Here is a 21,813-nt window from a genome sequence, read left to right on the forward strand (position 1 = left end):
CCGAGGAGCACCACCGTGAGCGAACCAGGAAGCCGCCGACTGACCGCAGGCATGGTCGGCGGCGGGGCCGGCGCCGACATCGGCAAGACCCACCGCCACGCCATGCGGCTCGACGACCGGTACGTGCTGGCAGCGGGCGTGTTCGGCCGCGACGCGGAATCGTCGGCCCACGTGGCCCGCGACCTCGGCGTCGACCGCGTCTACCGCGATCACCGCGAGATGGCGGCCGCCGAGAGCGCGCGGCGCGACGGCGTCGACGTCGTCACCGTCGCCACGCCCAACGACAGCCACTTCGAGATCGCCCGCACGTTCCTGGAGGCCGGCATCTCGGTGGTGTGCGAGAAGCCGTTGACGCGGGACTCGCGGACCTCGGCCGAACTAATCGCGATCGCGGAGTCGACGGGGGCGATTCTTGCCGTCCCCCACTGCTATTCGGCGTACGCAATGGTGCGGCATGCGGCGCGCCTGGTCCGCGACGGCGCACTCGGCGCCATCCGCCTCGTGGTCGTCGAGCACGCCTCCGGGTGGGCGTCCACGCCGCTGGAGCTCGGCGACCACCGGCAGGCGCGGTGGCGCACCGACCCCGACGTCGCCGGATTCCCCAGCGTGCTCAGCGATCTCGGAACCCATGCGCTCCACCTACTGCGCTACGTCACGAGCCTGGAACCCGCCAGGGTCTCCGCCGAGCTGACGACCCTGGTACCGGGGCGACGGGTCTTCGACAACGCCGCGGTGCGGCTCACGCTGTCCAACGGCGCGCCGGCCACGCTGTGGGCCAGCATGGCCGCGACCGGCAACGAGCACGGCCTGCGCCTGCACGTCTTCGGTGAGGACGCCGCCCTGGAATGGCGACACGAGGACCCGCAGCACCTCGTCATCCGCGACCAGGACGGCGCCGCAACGACTCTCACCCAGGGCATGGGCTCGCTGTCCGAGGACGCGGCCCGCCTGACCCGGCCCGGCATGGGCCATCCCGAGGGCTTCCTCGAGGCGTTCGCCAACTTCTACGCCGACCTCGCCGAGCTGCTGCGCGCCCGCCGCGACGGCACGCCGGCGCCCACGAGGGAGCTGACCATCCCCACCGGCGTCGACGGGTTGATCGGGGTCCAGTTCGTCGAGGCCGCGGCGGCGTCGCACGCCCTCGACGGCGCCTGGGTCACCGCTCGAGCCGCGCGTCCGATGGCGGGTGTCTGACGTGCCGCGCTTCGCGTTGGTCGGCGCCGGATTCATCGGCGGCGTCCACGCCGCGAACCTCGCCGCCCACCCAGAGGTCGACTTCACCCTCGTCTACGACGTCGACGCCTCCCGGTCCAAAGCGGTTGCCATGCAACACCATTGCAAGATCGCGGACGACCTGGCCGAGGTCTTCGATCCCGACGCCGTCGATGCGGTCCTCATCGCGTCGTCGACCGACACCCACGCCGACCACCTCCGCGCGGCCGCCGCCGCAGGCATCCCGGTGTTGTGCGAGAAGCCCGTCGACCTGGACCTCGCCCGGGCGGTCGAGGTCGTCGGCTACGTCCGCGACCGCGGCGTCCCGGCGATGGTGGACTTCAACCGCCGCTTCGACCGCGACTATGCCGAACTGCAGCGCGTCGTCACCTCCGGCGCGGTGGGCGACGTACATCTGATCCAAATGACCACGCGCGGTCCGGTGTTGCCGCCGCTGGCGTACATCGCCGTCTCCGGTGGCCAGATGCGCGACCAGACCGTGCACTTCTTCGACTTGGCGAGGTGGATCTCCGGACTGGATCCCGAGGCGGTGTTCGCCACCGGGTCGACGATGGTCGAGCCACGCCTCGCCGAGTATCGCGACGTCGACCTATCGGCCGTCACGCTACGACTGCCGGGCGGCGCCCTGGTCCAAATCGACAGCGCCCGCCAGATCGGCTACGGCTACGACGAACGCATCGAGGTACTCGGGTCGACCGGCATGGTCGAGGCACGGCGTCACCGCACCGGAGCCGTCGTGCGGTACGGCGCAGGCCAGGTCGTCGGGGACGGCATGCACGCCGGGTGGTTCGACCGGGTGGCACCGAGTTACTTTGCAGCGCTTGACCACTTCGTGGCCGCGCTGCGAGACGGCAGTCCCATCGGACCCGATCTCGACGAGGCCCTGAAGGCGCAAGCCGTCGCCGAGGCCGCCACCCGGTCCCTCAACACCGGCCAGATGGAGCGGGTGCACTATCCGGCCCCGGATACGACACCGGCGCACAGGACGTAAGGCGAGCGCTTACTGGACATTTGAGAGTGTTCGCCAGGGCGGGTCAGACACGGTGTGCGCCGTTCAGCCCGTAGCTGCCCCGATCCGTCCACAACCACCGGACGGCATCAGCTGTGGTTCGCCGGGGTCCGGCAAGCGACGGTCACGCAGACAGGCTGACCGCGGGCCTAGTCATCCGCTTGCCTTCGGCGGCAGTTTCGCCGCAATCTCCTTCAGGGAGCCCTTCAGGGCTTCCAACACCTCAAAAGGTATGGGCGAGTAGTGCTCGCCGCTCGAAGTTCCCCCGTACTGAGGCGGTGCGAACACGTCTCGACCCAACTCCAAAATCAAACTATCGCGATCCGCAGTACTCGACAGTTGCGTGGCACGGCCGGGCATGCCGAATCTCGAGCCCTCCCCTGGATTCACAGATGGACCCCGATGGAATCGATAGCCGTCGTGCGGTGGTGGCGAGAGTGACCGCCCACAGTTCTCCGTTGGGCCAGCCCAGACGAGTGCGGCCGCGAGGTGCGGATCGACGTGCAGGAAGCCGAGCATGGCCAACGCGTCGCGATCGAGGAGCACCAGGGGATGGTGGACGTCTCCGGTTGAGTCGACCTCCCCGGTCACGCCGACGAGTGGGATGACACCCTGACACCGTGCCGACTGACCCCTCCACCGTCGTTCGATCCGCCACCCCGTCGGGCGCCGAACTGGCCACCCTGACCTTCGACCACGGCCCGCTGAATCTCTTCGACCAGGCCATGTTCGACTCGCTCACGTCCAACGTCGCAGAGCTGACGGCCAACACGCCCCGCGCCGTGCTGCTGCGCGCCGAGGGCAAGGTGAACTCGGCGGGCGTGGACGTCCACGTCTTCCAGGGATTGACCGCGCAGCAGGGTGCCGACCTGTGGCACAGGCTGTTGACCCAGATCATCGCGCCCATCGAGGCGCTGCCCTGCCCCGTCGTGTTCGCCGCCCACGGCCTGACGCTCACCGCGGCGTTCGAGATCGCCCTGGCGTGCGACGTCATCCTCGCCGGACCGCGCGCCAAGTTCGGACTCGTCGAGACCGTCGTCGGACTGACACCGTCCATGGGCGGACCGCAGCGTCTGGCCGAGCGGGCCGGATCGGGGCGGGCCCGGGAGTTGGTGATGACGGGCGACGTGTACGACGCGGCCACGATGGCGGCGTGGGGCGTGGTGAACGCCGTGCACGACGACGTCGAGTCGGCGGCTCGCGCGTTGGCGACCCGCTTGGCCGACGGACCGACGAAGGCACACGCGGCGACCAAGGAGATCATCGCGGCGTGGCGCACCGGCGGTGTCGGCCACGCCGACGGCGTCACCCCGGAGCTGTCGGGTGCGCTGTTCGCGACCGAGGACCTGAAGGGCGCCGTCGCGAGCTTCCTCGAGAACGGACCGGGCAAGGCGACCTATCAGGGGCGCTAACCGGTCGGGACCTGCTTCTTGCCGTAGTGGCGCTCCAGCATGGCCGTGTCGCCGTACACCTGGACGTGGGCGGTCTTGCCGTCGCGGATCGTGTACACGATGACGCCTTGACTCGTCTCGCCGTCGAGGGTGACGTCACCGACCACGATCACGGTGTCGCCGTCGGCGACGTATCGGATCGGCGTCACCGTCGACGACTTCTCGGCCATCCGCGCGAGCAGTCCGCCGAGTTCACCCTTGCCGTGGTAGGTCCCGCTGATCGTGCTCTCGCCAGGCTGGACCCATTCGACGTCGTCGTCGAGCAGGCTCATGAGCTGTTCCACGTCGTCGGCCGCGAAGGCGTCGTAACCCCTCTTGATCAGCTCGACGTTCTGTTGTTCCTCCGACATCGTCGTCTCCCCTCCGTGTGCATCTGGACCCTTGTCAGACAAGCACCGGCGCAGACCGGGCACATCATTCGAATGAATGAGATCCGGTGGAGAATGCGAAACGGGGCACCTTCCGCAGAAGGTGCTCGTCAGGATCGATCAGAGGATGTACAACATCTCCTGGTAGGTCGGAAGCGGCCAAAGATCGTCCGCCACGAGGCCTTCCAGCGTGTCGGCGGCCGCGCGGACCGCGTCCATCAACGCGAGCAGGCTTTGCGCATGTGCGGCCTCCTCGGCGGCGGTGTCGCCACCGTGGGCATCCATCGCCGTCTTGAGCGCCGTCAACGCACCCGTGAGCTCCGAGATCGGCGTCGAGACCATCTGCAACAGTGTGGTGTCGGGCTCGATGCCCGCCGCCTTGAGCGTCGCCACGTTGGACGCCAGCTCAGTCTGATAGCGCACTGCCGCAGGCAGAATCACCGTCGAGCCGATCTCCAACGTCAGCTTCGCCTCGACGTTCACCGTCAGCGCGTAGGTCTCGTAGCGGACCTCTTCGCGGCTGTGTAGCTCACGCGCGTTGAAGACGCCGTACTTCTCGAAGACCTCGATCGCCTCCGGCGTGCCCAGCTCCGGGATGGCGTCCAGCGTCGTCTTGAGGTTGGGCAGTCCGCGGGCCGCGGCCTCGGTCTGCCAGTTGTCGGAGTAACCGTCGCCGTTGAAGACCACCGCGCCGTGCTCGGTGATGATCTCGGTGAGCAGCTTCTGCACGGCCATGTCGAAGTCCTCGCCGTCGCCGACGGCCTTCTCCAGCCACGTCGCCATGTAGTCCAGCGAGTCGGCCATGATCGTGTTGAGGATGATCATCGGGACGTTGATGGTCTGACCCGAGCCCGGCGCGCGGAACTCGAACCTGTTGCCCGTGAACGCAAACGGGCTGGTGCGGTTGCGGTCGCCCGGATCGGTTGGCAGCACCGGCAGCGTGTCGACGCCGATGATCATGGAGCCCTTGCCCTTCGACGACGTCGCCGCACCCTTGGCGATCTGGTCGAAGACGTCGGCGAGCTGGTCGCCGAGGAAGATCGAGATGATCGCCGGCGGGGCCTCGTTGGCGCCGAGGCGGTGGTCGTTGGTGGCCGAGGCCACCGACACCCGCAGCAGGCCGGCGAACTTGTGCACCGCGCGGATGACCGCGGCGCAGAACACCAGGAACTGCGCGTTCTCGTGCGGCGTGTCACCCGGCACCAGGAGGCTGCCGAACTGCGAGTTGCCCAGCGAGAAGTTGACGTGCTTGCCCGACCCGTTGACACCGGCGAACGGCTTCTCGTGGAACAGACATTCCATGCCGTGCTTCTTGGCGATGGACTTGAACGTCGTCATCAACAGCTGCTGATGGTCGGCGGCGATGTTGGCCCGCTCGAACATCGGCGCGATCTCGAATTGTCCTGGCGCGACCTCGTTGTGGCGGGTCTTGGCCGGGATGCCGAGCTTGAACAGCTCACGCTCGGTGTCCATCATGAAGCCCAGCACCCGGTCGGGGATGGCGCCGAAGTAGTGGTCGTCGAATTCCTGCCCCTTGGGCGGCTTCGCGCCGAACAGGGTGCGGCCCGCGTTGATCAGGTCGGGGCGGGCGAGGAAGAAGTGCCGGTCGACGAGGAAGTACTCCTGCTCCGGACCACAGAACGACACGATGTGGTCGAAGTTCTCGTGGCCGAACAGCTTCAGGATGCGCTCGGCCTGGGTACCCATGGCCTGCTGGCTGCGCAGCAGCGGCGTCTTGAAGTCCAGGGCCTCACCGGTCATCGAGACGAAGACCGTCGGGATGCACAACGTGTTGCCGTTGGCGTTCTCCAGGATGTAGGCCGGGCTGGTGACGTCCCACCCGGTGTAGCCGCGCGCTTCGAAGGTGCTGCGCAGGCCGCCCGAGGGGAAGCTGGAGGCGTCGGGCTCACCCTGGATGAGAGTCTTGCCTGCGAACTCGGCGAGGGTCTGACCGTCGCCGACGGGCTCGAGGAAGCTGTCGTGCTTCTCGGCGGTCAGCCCGGTCATCGGGTAGAAGACGTGCGCGTAGTGGGTGGCGCCCTTGGACAGCGCCCAGTCCTTCATGACCGAGGCGACGGAGTCGGCGATGGCCGGATCGAGCTTCGCGCCCTTCTCGATGGTCGCCACGACGGACTTGTACACCGACTTCGGCAGGCGCAACCGCATCTCGGCCAGCGTGAAGACGTTGGCGCCCCAGATTTCGCCAGGAGCCTCAGTGGGGTCGAAGCTGATCGCAGGAGGCACGTAGGCCTCGACGTTGTTGATCGCCTGCAGACGGACTGCGTTTCCGCTCAATGGAGTTCCTCTTCCCCGCGCACGTCCGCAACTGGTTCGCGGACTGACCGGCTCACAGTAAGAACGCCTTGTTCCGGGATTGTTACGCAGGCGTCACCGACAGAAGGCGGAGTTAGCAAATGTCGCGGCGCCGAGCGTGGGCCGCATGGCGGTGCACAGACCGTGATTCATCCACAGGGCCGACGGTCGGCGTGGGTCGAGGGCCCGGTCCCGTCGGCATCCTGCACTTCGCTCGCCCCATGTACGACGAACCGTTCCTCGGCAGCACGGCCATGGCCAGCGGCCACCTCACCCGACATCAGCTGCGTACGGGCTTTCGCCGGATATACCGAGACGTTTATCTCCCGGCTGACGTCGAACTCACCGCGGCGACGAGAGCACGCGCTGCCTGGCTGTCCCTAGGCGACCGCGTCACGCTCGCGGGAGTGTCGGCGGCGGCACTGCACGGCACCAAATGGCTCGACGCTGTCAGTCCCGCCGAGGTGATTCGCTCGGACCGCAACCACCAGGTGGCGATCGTCGTGCACGACTACGACCTGCGTGCCGACGAGACGACGCACGTCCGAGGCATGCGGGTGACGACGCCGGCTCGCACGGCGTTCGACATCGGCCGCACGCGTCCTGCCCCGCTCGCCATTCCCATGCTCGACGCGCTGCTCCGGGCCACGGCAACGACACCGAGCGACGTCCTGGCAGTGGCCGCCGCCCGGCCGGGCGCCCGAGGCGTGCGACTGCTGACCTCACATTTGGGCCTCGTCGACGGCGGCGCCGAGTCGCCTCGGGAGACCCGGTTGCGTCTGATCCTGGTCAACGCGGGACTGCCGCGCCCGGAGACTCAGATCGAGTTCAGAGACGGCCGGGGACGCGTCCGCCTCCGGGTGGACATGGGCTGGCGGGAATGGAAGGTCGCGGTCGAATACGACGGCGTGCAGCACTGGCACGACGCCCGACAACGATCGTGGGACATCGAGCGCATCGCCCTGCTGGAGGAATCTGGTTGGACGGTGATTCGCGTCAGCGCCGAGATGCTCGCCCGTCCCGACGTAGTCATCCGACGCGTGATCGCCAAGCTGCGGGCCGCCGGCTGCCCGATCTGACCCGCCGACCGTAGGTCTGGTGGCGAAATTCTTACCGCTGGCCGCCAAAAGGCTCACACTCGGCGTCGGCGGGTAGGCCATCGGCATGAAGAAGCTCCTGGCATTGGCCTCGGCAGTCGCGTTGCTTGCCGGCTGCGGCGGCACTCCGCCCGCGCCGACGGCCATGCCCACCACGCCCACCACCACCGGCCTGCTGCCGACGGGGGTGCCGACCGAGGGCACCCGGCCACCCGCCGACGCCCTGCCGCCGCCCGCGGAACCCGGTCGGGCACCCGTACCGGCCACCACCCCACCCGGTCGCGTCGTCCCCGTCGGCGACTCGCCGGAGGGCGTCGTCGTCGACGCGGTCACCCGGACGGTCGCCGTCGCAAAGCGCAATCCGTACGAGTTGGTGCTGATGAACGCCGACACCGGCGCGATCACGAAGCGGGTCCCGCTGCCCGGCGCCGTGCGACACCTGCAACTGGCCAAGCCCGGCGGACCCGTGCTGGTGCCCGTCGAGAGCGCCAACGCCCTGGTGCGCGTCGACCTGCCGGGCGGCACCGCCGAACCGCAAATCATCACCGGCACGGTTCCTCACGACGCATCCGAGGCGCCAAACGGCAGCGTGTTCGTCGCCAACGAGCACGGCGGGACGACGACCGTCATCCGCGGCGACGACATCGTGAAGGTGTTCACCGACAGCGTGCAGCCCGCAGGCATGGCACCGGTCGGCAACCTGATGGGGATGCTCGACGTCCGCAAGAACGACCTCACCGTCTACGACGCCGACAAGTTGACGATCGTGGGCTCCACCCCGGCCGGTGACGGCCCGACCCACCTGGTCGCGGACAAGCACGGTCGATACGTCGCGGCCGACACTCGCGGCAACGCGGTCCGCGTCTTCAGCACCGAGCCGAAGGAGGTGGCCAGCGTGCCGCAGGCCGGGGCGCCCTACGGCATCGCCTACGACGCGACGCGCGACCGGTTGTGGGTCGCGTCGTCGGCCACCAACGAGGTCGTCGGCTACGACGTGGCAACCGACACTCCCCGCGAGGTCGCGCGGCTCGCGACGGTCCAGAATCCGTACACGCTCGGAGTCGACACCACCACCGGACGGTTGTTCGTCGCAGGCGTTTCCGGCGGCCTGGTACAGATCATGAATCCACCGGCCTAGATTGGAAACATGGGTATTCGGCGTCGGATGACGGGTCGTGACGTAAGCCGCGACATCGCGGTGAACTACGACGAACACTCGGTTGCCACCACCGGTGCGGAGCACGAGGCAGCCGGGATGAAGGCGGTGATGGTCTCGCTGCACCGCGGCGTGACGTCCATGGGTCCGCTGCGCACGGCCGCGGCGCTCGTTCGGCTGAATCAGCGCAAGGGATTCGACTGCCCGGGCTGCGCCTGGCCCGAGGAACACGGCGGCCGCAAGTTCGCCGAGTTCTGCGAGAACGGCGCCAAGGCCGTCGCCGAAGAGGCGACCAAACGCGTGGTCACCCCCGACTTCTTCGCCCGGCATTCCATCGCCGACCTGGAGGAGCGTCCCGAATACTGGCTGAGCCAGCAGGGCAGGCTCACCCACCCGGTCATCCTGCGAGCCGGGGACGACCACTACCGCCCCATCAGCTGGGACCACGCCTACCACGTGATCGCCCAGCACCTCAACGCACTTGCCAGCCCCGACGAGGCGGTCTTCTACACCTCGGGGCGCACCAGCAACGAGGCCGCGTTCCTCTACCAACTGCTGGTCCGCAGCTTCGGCACCAACAACCTGCCGGACTGTTCGAACATGTGCCACGAGTCGTCCGGGACGTCGCTGACCGATTCGATCGGCATCGGCAAGGGATCGGTAACCGTCGAGGACCTCGAAGAGGCCGACGTCATCATCATCGCCGGGCAGAACCCCGGCACGAACCATCCGCGCATGCTGTCGGTGTTGGAGAAGGCAAAGGAGAAGGGCGCGAAGATCATTGCGATCAACCCGCTGCCCGAGGCCGGTCTGATGCGCTTCAAGGACCCGCAGAAGGTGCACGGGGTGATCGGCCACGGCATCGGCATCGCCGACGAGTTCGTCCAGATCCGGCTCGGTGGCGACATGGCGCTGTTCGCCGGGCTGGGCCGGCTGCTGCTGGAGGCCCAGGACAAAGCGGGTCAAAGCGCCCAGATTGTCGACCGCGAGTTCATCGCCGAGCACTGCGCCAACTTCGACGCCTACGAGGCGCAGACCAGAGCCGTCGACCTCGACACGGTGCTGGAGGCGACGGGCATCGACCGCAGCCAGCTGGATCGGCTCGCGAAGATGTTGATCGACTCCGACAAGACGATCGCCTGCTGGGCCATGGGCCTGACCCAACATCAGCACGCCGTCCCGATGATCTCCGAGCTGACCAACCTGCTTCTGCTACGCGGCATGATCGGCAAGCCGGGCGCGGGGGTGTGCCCGGTGCGCGGCCATTCCAACGTCCAGGGCGACCGCACCATGGGCATCTGGGAGAAGATGCCCGAAACCTTCCTGGAGGCACTGGATTCCGAGTTCGGCATCGTCAGCCCGCGCAAGCACGGCATGGACACCGTCGACGCCATCCGGGCCATGCGGGACGGTCACGCCTCGGTGTTCATGGGCATGGGCGGCAACTTCGCGATGGCGACGCCGGACACCGCGGTGACCGAGGCCGCGCTGCGCAGTTGCTCGCTCACCGTGCAGGTGTCGACGAAGCTGAACCGAAGCCACCTGACAGTCGGGCACACGGCACTAATTTTGCCGTCGCTGGGTCGCACCGACAAGGACTTGCAGCAAGGCGTCAAACAGCAAGTCTCCGTTGAGGACTCGATGTCCATGGTGCACTTGTCCCGCGGCAGCCTGCAACCGCCCGGCGAGCACGTACGCAGCGAAGTCGCGATCGTCAGCGAGCTGGCGCGCGCCGTGCTCGGCCCCGACCATCCCGTGCCGTGGGAGGCCTTCCGGGCCGACTACGACCGGGTCCGCGACGCCATCGCGGCGGTGGTGCCCGGCTGCGCGGACTACAACCGCAAGGTCCGGCAGGCCGACGGCTTTCAGCTGCCCAACCCGCCGCGCGACTCCCGCGAGTTCCCCACCACGACGGGCAAGGCCAACTTCGCGGTCAACCCGCTGGAGTGGATACCCGTGCCGGAAGGTCGGCTGATCCTGCAGACCCTCCGCAGCCACGACCAGTACAACACCACCATCTACGGTCTCGACGATCGCTATCGGGGCGTCAAGGGTGGCCGTCGGGTGATCTTCGTCAACCCGGCCGACGTCGTCTCGCTCGGGTTCACCGACGGCGACCGCGTCGACTTGGTGTCCGAATACACCACTGCCGCAGGCAATCTCGAGGAACGTCGCGCCGAGGACTTCCTGATCGTGCCGTACTCCACGCCGGTCGGCAACGCGGCGGCCTACTATCCGGAGACCAACTCGCTGGTCGCGCTGGATCACGTGGCGGCCCGATCGAACACGCCGGTGTCCAAGGCCGTGCTGATCCGACTGGAGGCCCGCACTAATGGGTAGGGTCACCGCCCGTCGTCGGGCCAGCCACCTCACCGCCGACGGCGCGACCGCCAGGCCCGAGACGCTCGCCGTCGAAGAGCCCATGGAGATCCGCGTCAACGGCACCGCGCTCAGCGTGACGATGCGCACGCCCGGATCCGACGTCGAACTGACACAGGGGTTCCTACTGACCGAGGGCGTCATCGGCGCGCGCGCCGACATCCTCGCGGTGCAGTACTGCAGTGGCACCGGCGACGACGGGATGAACACCTACAACGTGCTCGACGTGACGCTGGGAGCCGACGTTCCGGCGCCCAGCGTCGACGTGACCCGGAACTTCTACACCACGTCGTCGTGCGGGGTCTGCGGCAAGGGCTCGATCGACGCCATCCGGCTCATCAGCCGCCACTCCCCCGGTGACGATCCCACCGTCGTCGCGTCGGAGACGTTGTCCGCCATGCCCACTCAGCTCCGCAGTGCGCAGCGCATCTTCGCCACCACCGGCGGGTTGCACGGTGCCGCACTGTTCGACGCCGACGGCACCATGCTCGTCGTCCGCGAGGACGTCGGCAGGCACAACGCCGTCGACAAGGTCATCGGGTGGGCGGTCGAGAACGACCGAATCCCGTTGACGGGCACGGTCCTACTGGTCAGCGGGCGCGCGTCGTTCGAGCTGACCCAAAAGGCCGTGATGGCAGGCATTCCCATCCTGGCCGCGGTCTCGGCCCCGTCGTCGCTCGCCGTCGACCTGGCCGCCCAGGCCGGCCTGACCCTTGTCGCGTTCCTGCGCGGCAGCTCGATGAACGTCTACACCCGCCAGGACCGCGTCAAGCACTGATCTCCACCCGATCTCCAGCCAACCTTCAAGCTCGATCGTCCCTCGTCGCGAAACATCGCACTCGTCGATGCACGCACTACTGGACGAGGGAGCCAACCATGGCCGAGATTCTGATCGCAGCATGCCCGCACATCGGACACGTGTCCCCACTGCTCAACGTGGCCCGTGGGCTGGTGCGACGGGGACACACCGTCACCGTCCTCACTTCGGGACGATTCGCGCACCAGGTACGCGCGACGGGGGCGACGGCTCGCGCGCTGCCCTTCGGCGCCGACCAGGGCGGTTCGCTCGACGACCTGCCCGGGCGCGCCGAGACATCGGGCGTGGACCGGCTCAACTTCGACGTCGAGCACATCTTCGTCCGACCCATGCCACTTCAGGCCGCGGCGCTGGACGAACTGATGGCCGCCACACGATACGACGTCATCCTGGCCGACGCCTTCTTCCTCGGCGTCCTGCCGATGTTGCTCGGCGACCCCGCCGCGCGGCCACCGGTGCTGAGCTACACGACGACGCCGCTGTTCCTCACCAGCCGGGACACCGCCCCGGGCGGCACCGGAATTCAGCCCCACATCGGAGCGACGGGGCGGCTACGCCACCGCGTACTCAACATGGTGGCGCAGAAGTACCTCCTGCGCCGGTCCCACCAGGCCGCCGACACCATGCTCAAGGCACTCGGGCACCCCAAATTGCCGGTGTTCGTGCTTGATTCGGCCGTTCTCGCCGACCGCATGATCGTCCCCACGATCCCCGAATTCGAATATCACCGCAGCGACCTGCCCGAGCACGTCCGCTTCGTCGGCGCGGTCAACCCGCTGCCGACCGACGGCTTCGTCGCACCGCCCTGGTGGCGGGAGTTGGCCACTGAACGTCCGATCGTCCACGTCACGCAGGGCACCGTGGACAACACCGATCTGAGCAGACTGATCGAGCCCACCATCGAAGCGCTCGCCGACGAGGACGTCACCGTCGTGGTGACCACGGGCGGGCGACCGGTCAGCGAGCTCCGACATCCATTGCCGCCGAACACGTTTGCAGCGGAGTTCATCCCGCACGACATCCTGCTTCCGTCGGTCGACGTCATGGTGACCAACGGCGGGTACGGGGCCGTGCAGCGTGCCCTGACGGCCGGCGTGCCCCTGATCGTGGCGGGCGACACCGAGGACAAGCCGGAGGTCGCGGCACGCGTCGACTGGTTCGGCGTCGGGGTCAACTTGGGCACCGGGGTGCCCACCCCCACCATGGTCAAGCGCGCGGTGCGCCAGGTCGTCGGTGACGACAAGTATCGGAACGCGGCACGAAACCTGCAGTGCGCCCACGCCCGTCGAAACGGAGTCGCGGCGGTCGCCGACCTGGTCGACGAGGTCGTCGCCGAGCGCCGACTCAGCACCCCTGCGCACCCGTCGCATTTGTGATCCCCTGAGAGACATGACCAGAGACGAGATCACCCAGCAGATCATCGCGGCGCGCCTCGCCAAGGGCCTGACGTGGCAGCACCTCGCCGATGCGGTCGACCGCCCGGTGGTGTGGACCACGGCCGCGCTGCTCGGCCAACACCCGATTCCGCCCGAGCAGGGTGCCGTGTTGGCTGCCTTGCTGGGCCTCGACAACGCGGCGCTCCCCGTGCTGGCAGCCGTCCCGATGCGCGGCGGATTCGAGGCCGCGGTGCCCACCGACCCGACCGTCTACCGGTTCTACGAGGCGCTGTCGGTGTACGGCGGGGCGATCAAGGAAATCATCCACGAGCAGTTCGGCGACGGCATCATGAGCGCCATCAACTTCAGCGTCAACGTCGAGAAGAAGCCGCACCCCGGCGGAGACCGCGTGGTGGTGACGCTCGACGGGAAGTTCCTGTCCTACGAATGGAACGCCGCCGAGTAGGCGCGTTGAGAATGCACTGAGGGTCGTGAATCCAATGGATTCACGACCCTCAGTGCACTCTGAAAGCTAGGCGCTCTTCTCGCGCCGCTCGGCACGAGGTGGCTTGCGCGGCACGATGGTCGGCAAGACGTTGTCCTCGACGGTCTCCTTGGTCACCACGACCTTGGCGACGTCGTCGCGGCTGGGGATGTCGTACATCACCGGCAGCAGGACTTCTTCCATGATGGCGCGCAGACCGCGGGCACCAGTGCCGCGATGAATCGCCTGGTCGGCGATCGCGTCGAGGGCGTCCGGGGTGAACTCCAGCTCCACACCGTCCATCTCGAACAGCCGGTTGTACTGCTTCACCAACGCGTTCTTGGGCTGCGACAGGATGGTGACCAAGGACTCCTTGTCCAGGTTGGTCACCGACGCGACGACCGGCAGACGACCGATGAACTCCGGAATCAGACCAAACTTGATCAGATCCTCGGGCATGACCTCCGCGAAGTGGTCCTGCGTGTCGATCTCGGCCTTGCTGCGCACCTCGGCACCGAAGCCGAGCCCACGCTTGCCGACGCGATCGGAGACGATGCGCTCCAGTCCCGCGAAGGCACCCGCCACGATGAACAGCACGTTCGTGGTGTCGATCTGGATGAACTCCTGGTGCGGGTGCTTGCGACCGCCCTGCGGGGGCACCGACGCCTGCGTGCCCTCGAGGATCTTCAGCAGTGCCTGCTGAACGCCCTCACCGGACACGTCACGGGTGATCGACGGGTTCTCGCTCTTGCGGGCGATCTTGTCGACCTCGTCGATGTAGATGATGCCGGTCTCGGCGCGCTTGACGTCGTAGTCGGCGGCCTGGATCAGCTTGAGCAGGATGTTCTCGACGTCCTCGCCGACGTAACCGGCTTCGGTCAGTGCCGTCGCATCCGCGATGGCGAACGGAACGTTGAGCATCTTGGCCAGCGTCTGGGCCAGGTAGGTCTTGCCGCAGCCGGTGGGGCCGAGCATCAAGATGTTCGACTTGGCCAGCTCGACGGGCTCGGCACGCGAGTCGCGCGACTTCTCCTGCGCCTGGATGCGCTTGTAGTGGTTGTAGACCGCGACCGCGAGGGTGCGCTTGGCCGTGTCCTGGCCGATGACGTACCCCTCGAGGAACTCGCGGATCTCGGCGGGCTTGGGCAGCTCGTCGAGTTTGACGTCGTCAGCGTCGGCCAGTTCTTCTTCGATGATCTCGTTGCAGAGGTCGATGCACTCGTCGCAGATGTACACGCCTGGGCCTGCGATGAGCTTCTTGACTTGCTTTTGGCTCTTTCCACAGAACGAGCACTTCAGCAGATCGCCGCCGTCTCCGATGCGCGCCATTGTCCCTGCGGCCCTACTTTCCTGATCGCCGTCGGTATGTCTCGGTGTGCAAGATCACCTCGGGGTTTCTCCCGACGCTACCCGTATGTTCCGGCGCCGTGCGACCGATAAAGCCGAATAGCGCCGTTGGTATTCATCTGTGTAGAGGGAGAACATATCCCCTGCCGTAGCCCTTGGTCCTCCGGAACGCACCTCGCGCCGTTGGCGTGTCGTCAACCCAATCGGTGAGGCGACGTTCCGAATCCACGGTACGCGCGCCGGCGCAGTGCGATCCGCGGAAGAGCGGACCGCACCGCGGCGTGCGTCAGGCTGGCTGTGCGGAGAGCTTGCGGTACGCCAGAACCGTGTCGATGATGCCGTACTCCTTGGCATCGGCGGCCGTGAGGATCTTGTCGCGGTCGGTGTCCTTGCGGATGACCGCGGCGTCCTTGCCCGTGTGAATGGCCAGCGTCGTGTCCATGAGGGTGCGCATGCGCTCGATCTCGGCGGCCTGAATCTCCAAGTCGGAGACCTGACCCTGGATCGCCCCACCGACGGCGGGCTGGTGAATCAGGATGCGCGCGTTGGGCAACGCCATCCGCTTGCCGGGCGTGCCCGCGGCGAGCAGCACGGCCGCGGCCGAGGCCGCCTGGCCGAGGCACACCGTCTGGATGTCGGCACGCACGTACTGCATGGTGTCGTAGATCGCCATCAGCGAGGTGAACGAACCACCGGGCGAGTTGATGTACATCGTGATGTCGCGGTCGGGGTCGAGAGACTCCAGCACCAGAAGCTGCGCCATGATGTCGTTCGCCGAGGCGTCGTCGACCTGTACGCCGAGGAAGATGATGCGTTCCTCGAACAGCTTGTTGTACGGGTTGGACTCCTTCATGCCGAAGCTGGAGTGCTCGATGAACGACGGAAGGATGTAGCGCGCCTGAATCGGATTCACGGCACCGCCGTGGGGCTGCGTCATGAGGCACTCCCGTTGAAGTTGGCGTGGGTGATGATGTGGTCGACGAAGCCGTACTCCAACGCCTCGGGGGCGGTGAACCAGCGGTCGCGGTCCGCGTCGGTCTCGATGCGCTCGAGAGTCTGACCGGTGAACTCGGAGTTGAGCCGGTTCATTTCCTTCTTCGTCAACGCGAACTGCTCGGCCTGGATCGCGATGTCGGCGGCGCTGCCACCGATGCCAGCGCTGGGCTGGTGCATCATGATCCGCGCGTGCGGCAGGGCGTAGCGCTTGCCCTTGGTGCCGGCGGCGAGCAGGAACTCGCCCATCGACGCGGCCAGACCCATGGCATAGGTGGCCACGTCACACGGCGCGAGGACCATCGTGTCGTAGATCGCCATGCCCGCGGTCACCGATCCGCCGGGCGAGTTGATGTAGAGGTTGATGTCCTTGCTGGGGTCCTCAGCGGCAAGCAGAAGGATCTGCGCGCACAGCCGGTTGGCGATGTCGTCGTCGACCTGGGTGCCCAGGAAGATGATCCGCTCGGCCAGCAACCGCTCATAGACGGAGTCGGTGAGGTTGAGCCCCGACGCGCCCGAACGCATGTCAGTCACGGCTGGAATACCTGCTTTCTCGAGTTTGCGTACTCGTTCACTGACACTAACCAAAGCTGCGCTGCCAGGACTCCCCAGACCGGGGTCGTTCGCTCACAGCGTCACTTCGGGGTTACTTGGACTCGTCGGCCTCGGTGGACTCGTCGGCTGCTTCGTCGGCTTCGACCTCGTCAACCTCGTCCTCGTCGTCGGACTCGTCGGCGGCTTCGGCCCCGAGCGGGGTGGCGGGCCCGAAGAACTCGGTGGTGTCCACCTCGTTGCCCTCGGAGTCGGTGACGGACGCGCCGTGCACGACGGCGGCGATGGTCAGGCCACGGCGCACGTCGGCGAACATGGTGGGCAGCTGGTTGTTCTGCTGCAGCACCTGCAGGAGCTGCTGCGGCTCGATGCCGTACTGCCGCGACATGAGAACCAGACGCTCGGTGAGGTCGTTCTGCCCGACCTGGATGTCGAGCTCGTCGGCGACGGCGTCCATCAACAGCTGGGTCTTGACGGCCTTCTCCGCGTTGGAGCGGTTGTCGGCGTCGAACTCCTCGCGGGTGCTGCCCTCGGCCTCGAGCGCCTCGGCGAACTTCGCCTCGTCGTGGTCGAGGGCGTGGATCGCGTTGTGCACGGTGTCGTCGACCTGGGCCTGAACGATCGCCTCGGGCAGCGGGACCTCGACCTGCTCGAGCAGGGTCTCCAGCGCCTTGTCGCGGATCTGCTCGGCCTGACCGATGCGCTTGGCCTGCTTGACCTGGTCGACCAAGCTCGCCTTCAGCTCGTCGATGGTGTCGAATTCGCTTGCCAGCTGGGCAAACTCGTCGTCGGGCTCGGGAAGCTCGCGCTCCTTGATGGTGACGACCTTGACGGTGACCTCGGCATCTTCGTTGGCGTGCGTGCCCGCGACGAGCTTGGTGGTGAAGGTCTTGCTCTCGCCGGCCGAGAGGCCCTTGATCGCGTCGTCGAGACCCTCGATCAGGTTGCCCGATCCGATTTCGTGGGACAGGCCCTCGGTCTTGGCTTCCTCGACGTCCTCACCGTCGACGGTCGCCGACAGGTCGATGGAGACGAAGTCGCCGTCCTGGGCGGGACGGTCAACGCCGGTGAGCGTGCCGAAGCGGGCCCGCAGGTTCTGCAGCTCGGTGTCGACCTCTTCGTCGTCCACCTCGATGGCGTCGACGGTGAAGGCCAGCGCCGACAGGTCGGGCAGGGTGATCTCGGGCCGGACGTCGACCTCGGCGGTGAACGTCAGGTCACCGCCGTACTCCTTGCTGGTGACCTCGATCTCGGGCTGCCCGAGGGGCTGCACCTCGGCGCTGGCGATGGCCTCGCTGTAGCGGGCCGGGACGGCCTCGCCGACGACCTGGTCGAGCATGGCCTGCTTGTCGATCTTCGACTCCAGCAGCTTCACCGGAACCTTGCCCGGGCGGAATCCTGGCATCCGGATGGTCCGGGCCAGCTCCTTGAATGCCTGGTCGAAGTCAGGCTGCAGTTCCGTGAACGGCACCTCCACGTTGATGCGAACCCTGGTCGGGCTCAACTTCTCGACGGTGCTCTTCACGGCGTTACTCCTTGCATGTCTGTGTCTTCTTCGACGGGTGTCGACGTTCCGGTCGGGGTGACAGGATTTGAACCTGCGGCCTTCCGCTCCCAAAGCGGATGCGCTACCAAGCTGCGCTACACCCCGTGCTTCACTGCCGTCGGAATACTACGGGCTGGCCTTGCGCGGGCATCAATTGGATTTGAATACGTCCTCGCCGGTACAGTCTCCCGTGCAGTGCTAACGCGGGCGTAGCTCAATGGTAGAGCCCTAGTCTTCCAAACTAGCTACGCGGGTTCGATTCCCGTCGCCCGCTCCACCACGTACCAGCGCAGAGGCCGTCGAACGACAGTTCGGCGGCCTTCGTCGTACCTCGGGACGGCCGCTGAAACACCTACCGGATGTTGCAGGTGAACTCCCCTGCGACCAATGAGGCCCATGTTGCGCACGGCCTTTCACATCTCTCATGCGCGTCACCGTGCCGATGGGAACGATGACCGACACTCGCCCACGCAGTAGATGGCCCAACACCCACGGGCGAGGAGTACTAACGCCGGCTCCGGCCGCTCGCGCCGGCCTGGTCTTCCGTCACTCGTTCCAGCCTGCCCGGACAGGATTGGTTAGGTAGCCGACTCCCTCGACACCAACTGTGACCGTGTCGCCGGGGTGCATGAATTCCGGTGGAGTACGGCCGCCTCCGGTGCCGCCGCAGGTACCGCTGCTCATCAGGTCACCGGGCTGCAGCGTCACGGACTGGGTGAGGAACTCCAGAAGCGTCGGAATGGAGTAGATCATGGTGTCGGTGGTGGTGCGCTGCTTGTAGACCCCGTTGACTCGGGTGGAGATCTCCAGCGGATTGGTGTTGGGGTCGGGCACCTCGTCAGCCGTGACGACGTGCGGACCCACCGGCGCGAAGGTATCCGGGCACTTGCACAGAGTGATCTGCAACGGTTCGCGGGCCATCACGTCGCGCGCGCTGACGTCGTTGATCATCGTGTAGCCAAAGATGTACTCGTGCGCGTCTTCGGCGCGCACCCGATAGGCAGGTTTGCCGATGATGACGCACAACTCGGCCTCCCAGTCGGTGTTCGTGTCACGGGTCGGGATCCGGATGGCTTCGTCGGGCCCGACGACCGCCGAGCGGAGTTTGGCGAAGAACACCGGCTCCTTGGGCGCTAGCCCGGTCTCGTCGAGGTGGTCCTGATAATTGCCACCTGCGAGAAGTAAGGAGGCAGTGGCACCAAGGGGAGCCTTCAGTCGCGTGGGGTGGACCAGGCGGTCGGGATTCTGACTGGCCAGCCGAAGCCGGTCCAATTCGTCGGATCCTGCTGTGATGAGCGCGGTGAGGTCGACGTGGCCGGTTGGCAAGATGCCGCCGTCGAGTTGGATGCCGACGTCGCTTCGGCCGCGGTCATCCTGGTAGGCAACCAACTTCATGTCATCTCCTCGTCGTCGGGTCCGCCGGCGTCAGCTGCCGTAGAGGGTGGCTAGGTTGTCGTGCAACCTCTTGGCCAAGGGTGGTGCCGCGTAGCGGTCGGTTACCACCTCGACGTAGGCACCGCCGTCGTGAGTCCTGGCCGTCGCCATCGCGTCGTCCAGTTCGCCGCAGGTGCTGACCCGGGCGGTATACCAATCCGAGCAGCCGAGGGCGGAGGGCAGAGCCGTGTAGTCCCACGGCGCGACGTCGTTGTAGGCAGTGTCGGGATTCGCGCACAGAAGCCGCTCGATGAGGTAGCCGTCGTTGTTGAGCACGAAGATGATCGGTTTGAGCCCGCGACGGCCAAACTGGCCGACCTCTTGCACGGTCAGTTGATGCGCGCCCTCACCGGTGATGAGGACGACGCGTCCCGGGTGACCGGCGACCGAGGCGCCGAACGCCGCGGGTGTCGCCCAACCGATCGACCCCCACAGCGTCTGATTGTGGAAGGTGGCCCCCTTTGGGAGTCTGGCGAAGGCCAAACCCATTGACGCCGTGCCAGTCTCAGCCACGACGGCGTCACCTGGGGCGAAGAAGCGCTCCCAGCGCGGATAGAGGGCCTCGGCGGTGATCGGATCGTCACCCGTCCCCACGACGGGTCCCATCGTCGAGGGAGTCGGTGTCGACACGGGGCTGCGGGTCGTGATTCGCCGGGTTAGTTGGGCGAGCATGTCACGCATCTCGACGCTGGTGTAGATCGCCGATCCCACCCGCGTGACGGTGCGGCCAATGTCGATGGTGCGGTTGGGATCCAGAGCGGCGGTGAATGCCCCGGAGTTGAAGTCCGTCATCGACGTACCCACCCGCACCACCCGTTCGCAGGACTCGACGAAGGCTCCGAGTTGATCGTTGGCGAGCTTGCCGTCGTACATGCCCAGGTGCCGTGGGTGGCTCTCGTCGATGACGGACTTGTCGGCGAACATGGTGGCCACCGGCAGCCCGCTGGCATCGACGAATTCGGCTAGCGCGCCGCGCAATTGCATGCGCACCGCAAGGATGCCGGGCAGGATGCAGGCGGTGTTCGCGTCCTCCAACGCGGCAATGACGGCGTCGACGGCAGCTGTCAGGTTCTCTGGATCGCTTGCGGGTGGGTCGAGGATCTCCGCGCGTCCGAGGACCGGCGCGGTAGCCAGGTCGGCCGGAAACGCCATGTAGACGGGCTTGCGGTGATAGAGCGCGGCGGCGATCAATCGCTCGGTCTCCTGGGCGACGTTCTGCGGTGTCATGATGGCGCTTCCGCACACGACCGGCTGAGCCATCCGGTGAAACAGGTCGAACTCGCCATCACCCAGCGTGTGGTGAACCAAGGAGCGTGCGCCTTGCACCGGCATGGCGGGCATTCCGGTCAAGTGGAACACCGGAAGATTCTCCGCGTAGCTTCCCGCGATCGCGTTGATGGCACTGAGCTCACCGACTCCGTAAGTGGTGCTCAGGGCCGCGGCACCGCGCAACCGCGCATACCCGTCGGCGGCGTACCCCGCGTTCAGTTCGTTGCAACACCCAATCCATTCAAGCCCGTCGGTGTCCACGATCGCGTCGTGAGCGGGAAAGGCAAAGTCACCGGGCACACCGAACACGGCGTCGATCCCGATGTCCCTCAAGCGGCGTAGTACGTGTTGAATGACGTTCTCTGGCATCGGTTCTCAACTTCCCCGGACCGTGGGCCTCGGATGGCGCATGGGGGGCGCGTCGAGCCAGGGCCCCTCGGGATCTGGGGGGTTGGCCGGCATCGTTTGCGAGGCCAGCCCACCGGGTGGCTGCTTCATCAACCGGATGAATTTGCCGTCGGGGTCGACGATCACGATGATCGGGCCGCCGCCTCCGGCGAGAACCGGTGAGTGCTCGACGCCGTGGGCGTCGAGGTGCTCAATCCACTCGTCGAATTGTTCGTCGGTGTCGAGGGCGAGAACGATCAGGTCGCACTCGCGTAGCGCGTGCGCAGCGGCTGGTGCCCAGCGCAGTTCGATCAGGACCGAAAGCCCCGGAACCGCAAGCATCGTGGCGTACCTGGTTCCGCCACCGTCGACGTGGTCGAGTCCCGTCAAGTGATCGGCGCCGAGAACCCGTTGGTACCAAGCCAGACTGGCATCTAGGTCGACGACCGGAATCTTGAGGTGATGGAATCCGGAGAGACTAGGTGCCGACGACCGATTCGCCACGGGGCGCTTCCTCCTTAAAACGAAACGAACGTTTCGCTTGGACCAAGGTAGCGCGATCGCGGGCGTACCGCAACGATCGTTTCGCCTTTAAGGTGGTG

General features: G+C 66.8%; 18 protein-coding genes and 2 tRNA genes. 10 read left to right on the plus strand and 10 right to left on the minus strand.

The genetic code is table 11. From position 1 onward, the window contains the following. The first annotated feature begins 15 nt into the window (after positions 1-15). The 3 genes from ASD37_RS19325 to ASD37_RS19335 all read left to right on the plus strand — a co-directional run bounded on the left by ASD37_RS19325 (position 16) and on the right by ASD37_RS19335 (position 3,654). On the plus strand, positions 16-1,194 hold the full coding sequence (locus ASD37_RS19325) for a Gfo/Idh/MocA family protein (protein WP_056554796.1): 1,179 nt from the start codon (positions 16-18) through the stop codon (positions 1,192-1,194). Beyond that, positions 1,187-2,224 (plus strand): Gfo/Idh/MocA family oxidoreductase, encoded by a 1,038-nt coding sequence (locus tag ASD37_RS19330; RefSeq protein WP_235568469.1) that lies wholly within the window; start codon positions 1,187-1,189, stop codon positions 2,222-2,224. The genes ASD37_RS19325 and ASD37_RS19330 overlap by 8 nt, the downstream gene beginning before the upstream one ends. Positions 2,225-2,862: 638 nt before the next feature. Then, entirely contained in the window at positions 2,863-3,654 is a 792-nt protein-coding gene (locus ASD37_RS19335) for an enoyl-CoA hydratase/isomerase family protein (protein WP_056554802.1), read from the plus strand. On the opposite strand, the gene ASD37_RS19340 is transcribed toward ASD37_RS19335, so the two are convergent. After that, on the minus strand, positions 3,651-4,043 hold the full coding sequence (locus tag ASD37_RS19340) for a nuclear transport factor 2 family protein (RefSeq protein ID WP_056554806.1): 393 nt from the start codon (positions 4,041-4,043) through the stop codon (positions 3,651-3,653). The two genes, ASD37_RS19335 and ASD37_RS19340, sit on opposite strands and share 4 nt — an antisense overlap. A 138-nt stretch (positions 4,044-4,181) precedes the next feature. After that, a complete protein-coding gene (locus ASD37_RS19345) occupies positions 4,182-6,356 on the minus strand; it encodes a glutamine synthetase III (protein ID WP_056554810.1) in 2,175 nt (724 codons plus the stop codon). A 239-nt stretch (positions 6,357-6,595) separates the two neighbouring features. Between ASD37_RS19345 and ASD37_RS19350 the strand changes: the two genes are divergently transcribed. The 6 genes from ASD37_RS19350 to cynS all read left to right on the plus strand — a co-directional run bounded on the left by ASD37_RS19350 (position 6,596) and on the right by cynS (position 13,665). Continuing rightward, positions 6,596-7,453: a DUF559 domain-containing protein gene (locus ASD37_RS19350; protein WP_056554813.1), complete on the plus strand. Its 858-nt coding sequence runs from the start codon at positions 6,596-6,598 to the stop codon at positions 7,451-7,453. A gap of 85 nt (positions 7,454-7,538) precedes the next feature. Then, positions 7,539-8,609, plus strand: coding sequence for a YncE family protein (locus tag ASD37_RS19355; protein WP_056554816.1), 1,071 nt, complete (start codon positions 7,539-7,541; stop codon positions 8,607-8,609). Positions 8,610-8,618: 9 nt separating this feature from the next. Further along, positions 8,619-10,967 carry an FdhF/YdeP family oxidoreductase gene (locus ASD37_RS19360; protein ID WP_200959929.1) on the plus strand — a complete coding sequence of 783 codons (2,349 nt, stop codon included), beginning with the start codon at positions 8,619-8,621 and terminating at the stop codon, positions 10,965-10,967. After that, on the plus strand, positions 10,960-11,784 hold the full coding sequence (fdhD, locus tag ASD37_RS19365) for a formate dehydrogenase accessory sulfurtransferase FdhD (RefSeq protein ID WP_056554821.1): 825 nt from the start codon (positions 10,960-10,962) through the stop codon (positions 11,782-11,784). The genes ASD37_RS19360 and fdhD overlap by 8 nt, the downstream gene beginning before the upstream one ends. Before the next feature lie 98 nt (positions 11,785-11,882). Further along, positions 11,883-13,199, plus strand: a complete 1,317-nt coding sequence (locus ASD37_RS19370; protein ID WP_056554824.1) for a glycosyltransferase — start codon at positions 11,883-11,885, stop codon at positions 13,197-13,199. Between the two features lie 13 nt (positions 13,200-13,212). Beyond that, positions 13,213-13,665, plus strand: coding sequence for a cyanase (gene cynS, locus ASD37_RS19375; protein ID WP_056554826.1), 453 nt, complete (start codon positions 13,213-13,215; stop codon positions 13,663-13,665). Positions 13,666-13,731: 66 nt separating this feature from the next. Here the strand turns inward: cynS and clpX are convergent, their stop codons facing one another. From clpX to ASD37_RS19400, 5 genes are all read right to left on the minus strand, one after another. Next, a complete protein-coding gene (clpX, locus tag ASD37_RS19380) occupies positions 13,732-15,012 on the minus strand; it encodes an ATP-dependent Clp protease ATP-binding subunit ClpX (protein ID WP_056554829.1) in 1,281 nt (426 codons plus the stop codon). A 304-nt stretch (positions 15,013-15,316) separates the two neighbouring features. After that, entirely contained in the window at positions 15,317-15,967 is a 651-nt protein-coding gene (locus tag ASD37_RS19385; RefSeq protein WP_056554832.1) for an ATP-dependent Clp protease proteolytic subunit, read from the minus strand. Beyond that, positions 15,964-16,566 (minus strand): ATP-dependent Clp protease proteolytic subunit, encoded by a 603-nt coding sequence (locus tag ASD37_RS19390; RefSeq protein ID WP_162253289.1) that lies wholly within the window; start codon positions 16,564-16,566, stop codon positions 15,964-15,966. The genes ASD37_RS19385 and ASD37_RS19390 overlap by 4 nt, the downstream gene beginning before the upstream one ends. Before the next feature lie 103 nt (positions 16,567-16,669). Further along, positions 16,670-18,100 carry a trigger factor gene (gene tig / locus ASD37_RS19395; RefSeq protein WP_056554837.1) on the minus strand — a complete coding sequence of 477 codons (1,431 nt, stop codon included), beginning with the start codon at positions 18,098-18,100 and terminating at the stop codon, positions 16,670-16,672. A gap of 52 nt (positions 18,101-18,152) precedes the next feature. Continuing rightward, positions 18,153-18,226 (minus strand) — tRNA-Pro (locus ASD37_RS19400). Between the two features lie 98 nt (positions 18,227-18,324). Here ASD37_RS19400 and ASD37_RS19405 point away from each other — a divergent pair. Then, a tRNA-Gly gene (locus tag ASD37_RS19405) sits at positions 18,325-18,398 on the plus strand. A gap of 269 nt (positions 18,399-18,667) precedes the next feature. On the opposite strand, the gene ASD37_RS19410 is transcribed toward ASD37_RS19405, so the two are convergent. From ASD37_RS19410 to ASD37_RS19420, 3 genes are read right to left on the minus strand one after another with little or no spacing between them, the layout of a single operon-like run. After that, complete coding sequence (locus ASD37_RS19410; RefSeq protein ID WP_056554841.1) at positions 18,668-19,516, minus strand: fumarylacetoacetate hydrolase family protein; 849 nt, start codon at positions 19,514-19,516, stop codon at positions 18,668-18,670. Between the two features lie 30 nt (positions 19,517-19,546). Beyond that, entirely contained in the window at positions 19,547-21,193 is a 1,647-nt protein-coding gene (locus tag ASD37_RS19415; RefSeq protein ID WP_056554842.1) for an alpha-keto acid decarboxylase family protein, read from the minus strand. Positions 21,194-21,199: 6 nt separating this feature from the next. Further along, complete coding sequence (locus ASD37_RS19420) at positions 21,200-21,715, minus strand: VOC family protein (protein WP_056554846.1); 516 nt, start codon at positions 21,713-21,715, stop codon at positions 21,200-21,202. Positions 21,716-21,813: the final 98 nt, after the last annotated feature.

This window comes from Mycobacterium sp. Root135 (assembly GCF_001426545.1).
In the GTDB taxonomy this organism is placed as follows: domain Bacteria; phylum Actinomycetota; class Actinomycetes; order Mycobacteriales; family Mycobacteriaceae; genus Mycobacterium.

Coding starts and splice junctions, on each gene's coding strand:
- ASD37_RS19360 (WP_200959929.1), top strand. CDS start 8,619: ATGGGTATTCGGCGTCGGATGACGGGTCGTGACGTAAGCCGCGACATC.
- fdhD (WP_056554821.1), top strand. CDS start 10,960: ATGGGTAGGGTCACCGCCCGTCGTCGGGCCAGCCACCTCACCGCCGAC.
- ASD37_RS19340 (WP_056554806.1), bottom strand. CDS start 4,043: ATGTCGGAGGAACAACAGAACGTCGAGCTGATCAAGAGGGGTTACGAC.
- ASD37_RS19350 (WP_056554813.1), top strand. CDS start 6,596: ATGTACGACGAACCGTTCCTCGGCAGCACGGCCATGGCCAGCGGCCAC.
- ASD37_RS19370 (WP_056554824.1), top strand. CDS start 11,883: ATGGCCGAGATTCTGATCGCAGCATGCCCGCACATCGGACACGTGTCC.
- ASD37_RS19410 (WP_056554841.1), bottom strand. CDS start 19,516: ATGAAGTTGGTTGCCTACCAGGATGACCGCGGCCGAAGCGACGTCGGC.
- ASD37_RS19355 (WP_056554816.1), top strand. CDS start 7,539: ATGAAGAAGCTCCTGGCATTGGCCTCGGCAGTCGCGTTGCTTGCCGGC.
- clpX (WP_056554829.1), bottom strand. CDS start 15,012: ATGGCGCGCATCGGAGACGGCGGCGATCTGCTGAAGTGCTCGTTCTGT.
- cynS (WP_056554826.1), top strand. CDS start 13,213: ATGACCAGAGACGAGATCACCCAGCAGATCATCGCGGCGCGCCTCGCC.
- ASD37_RS19385 (WP_056554832.1), bottom strand. CDS start 15,967: ATGACGCAGCCCCACGGCGGTGCCGTGAATCCGATTCAGGCGCGCTAC.
- ASD37_RS19415 (WP_056554842.1), bottom strand. CDS start 21,193: ATGCCAGAGAACGTCATTCAACACGTACTACGCCGCTTGAGGGACATC.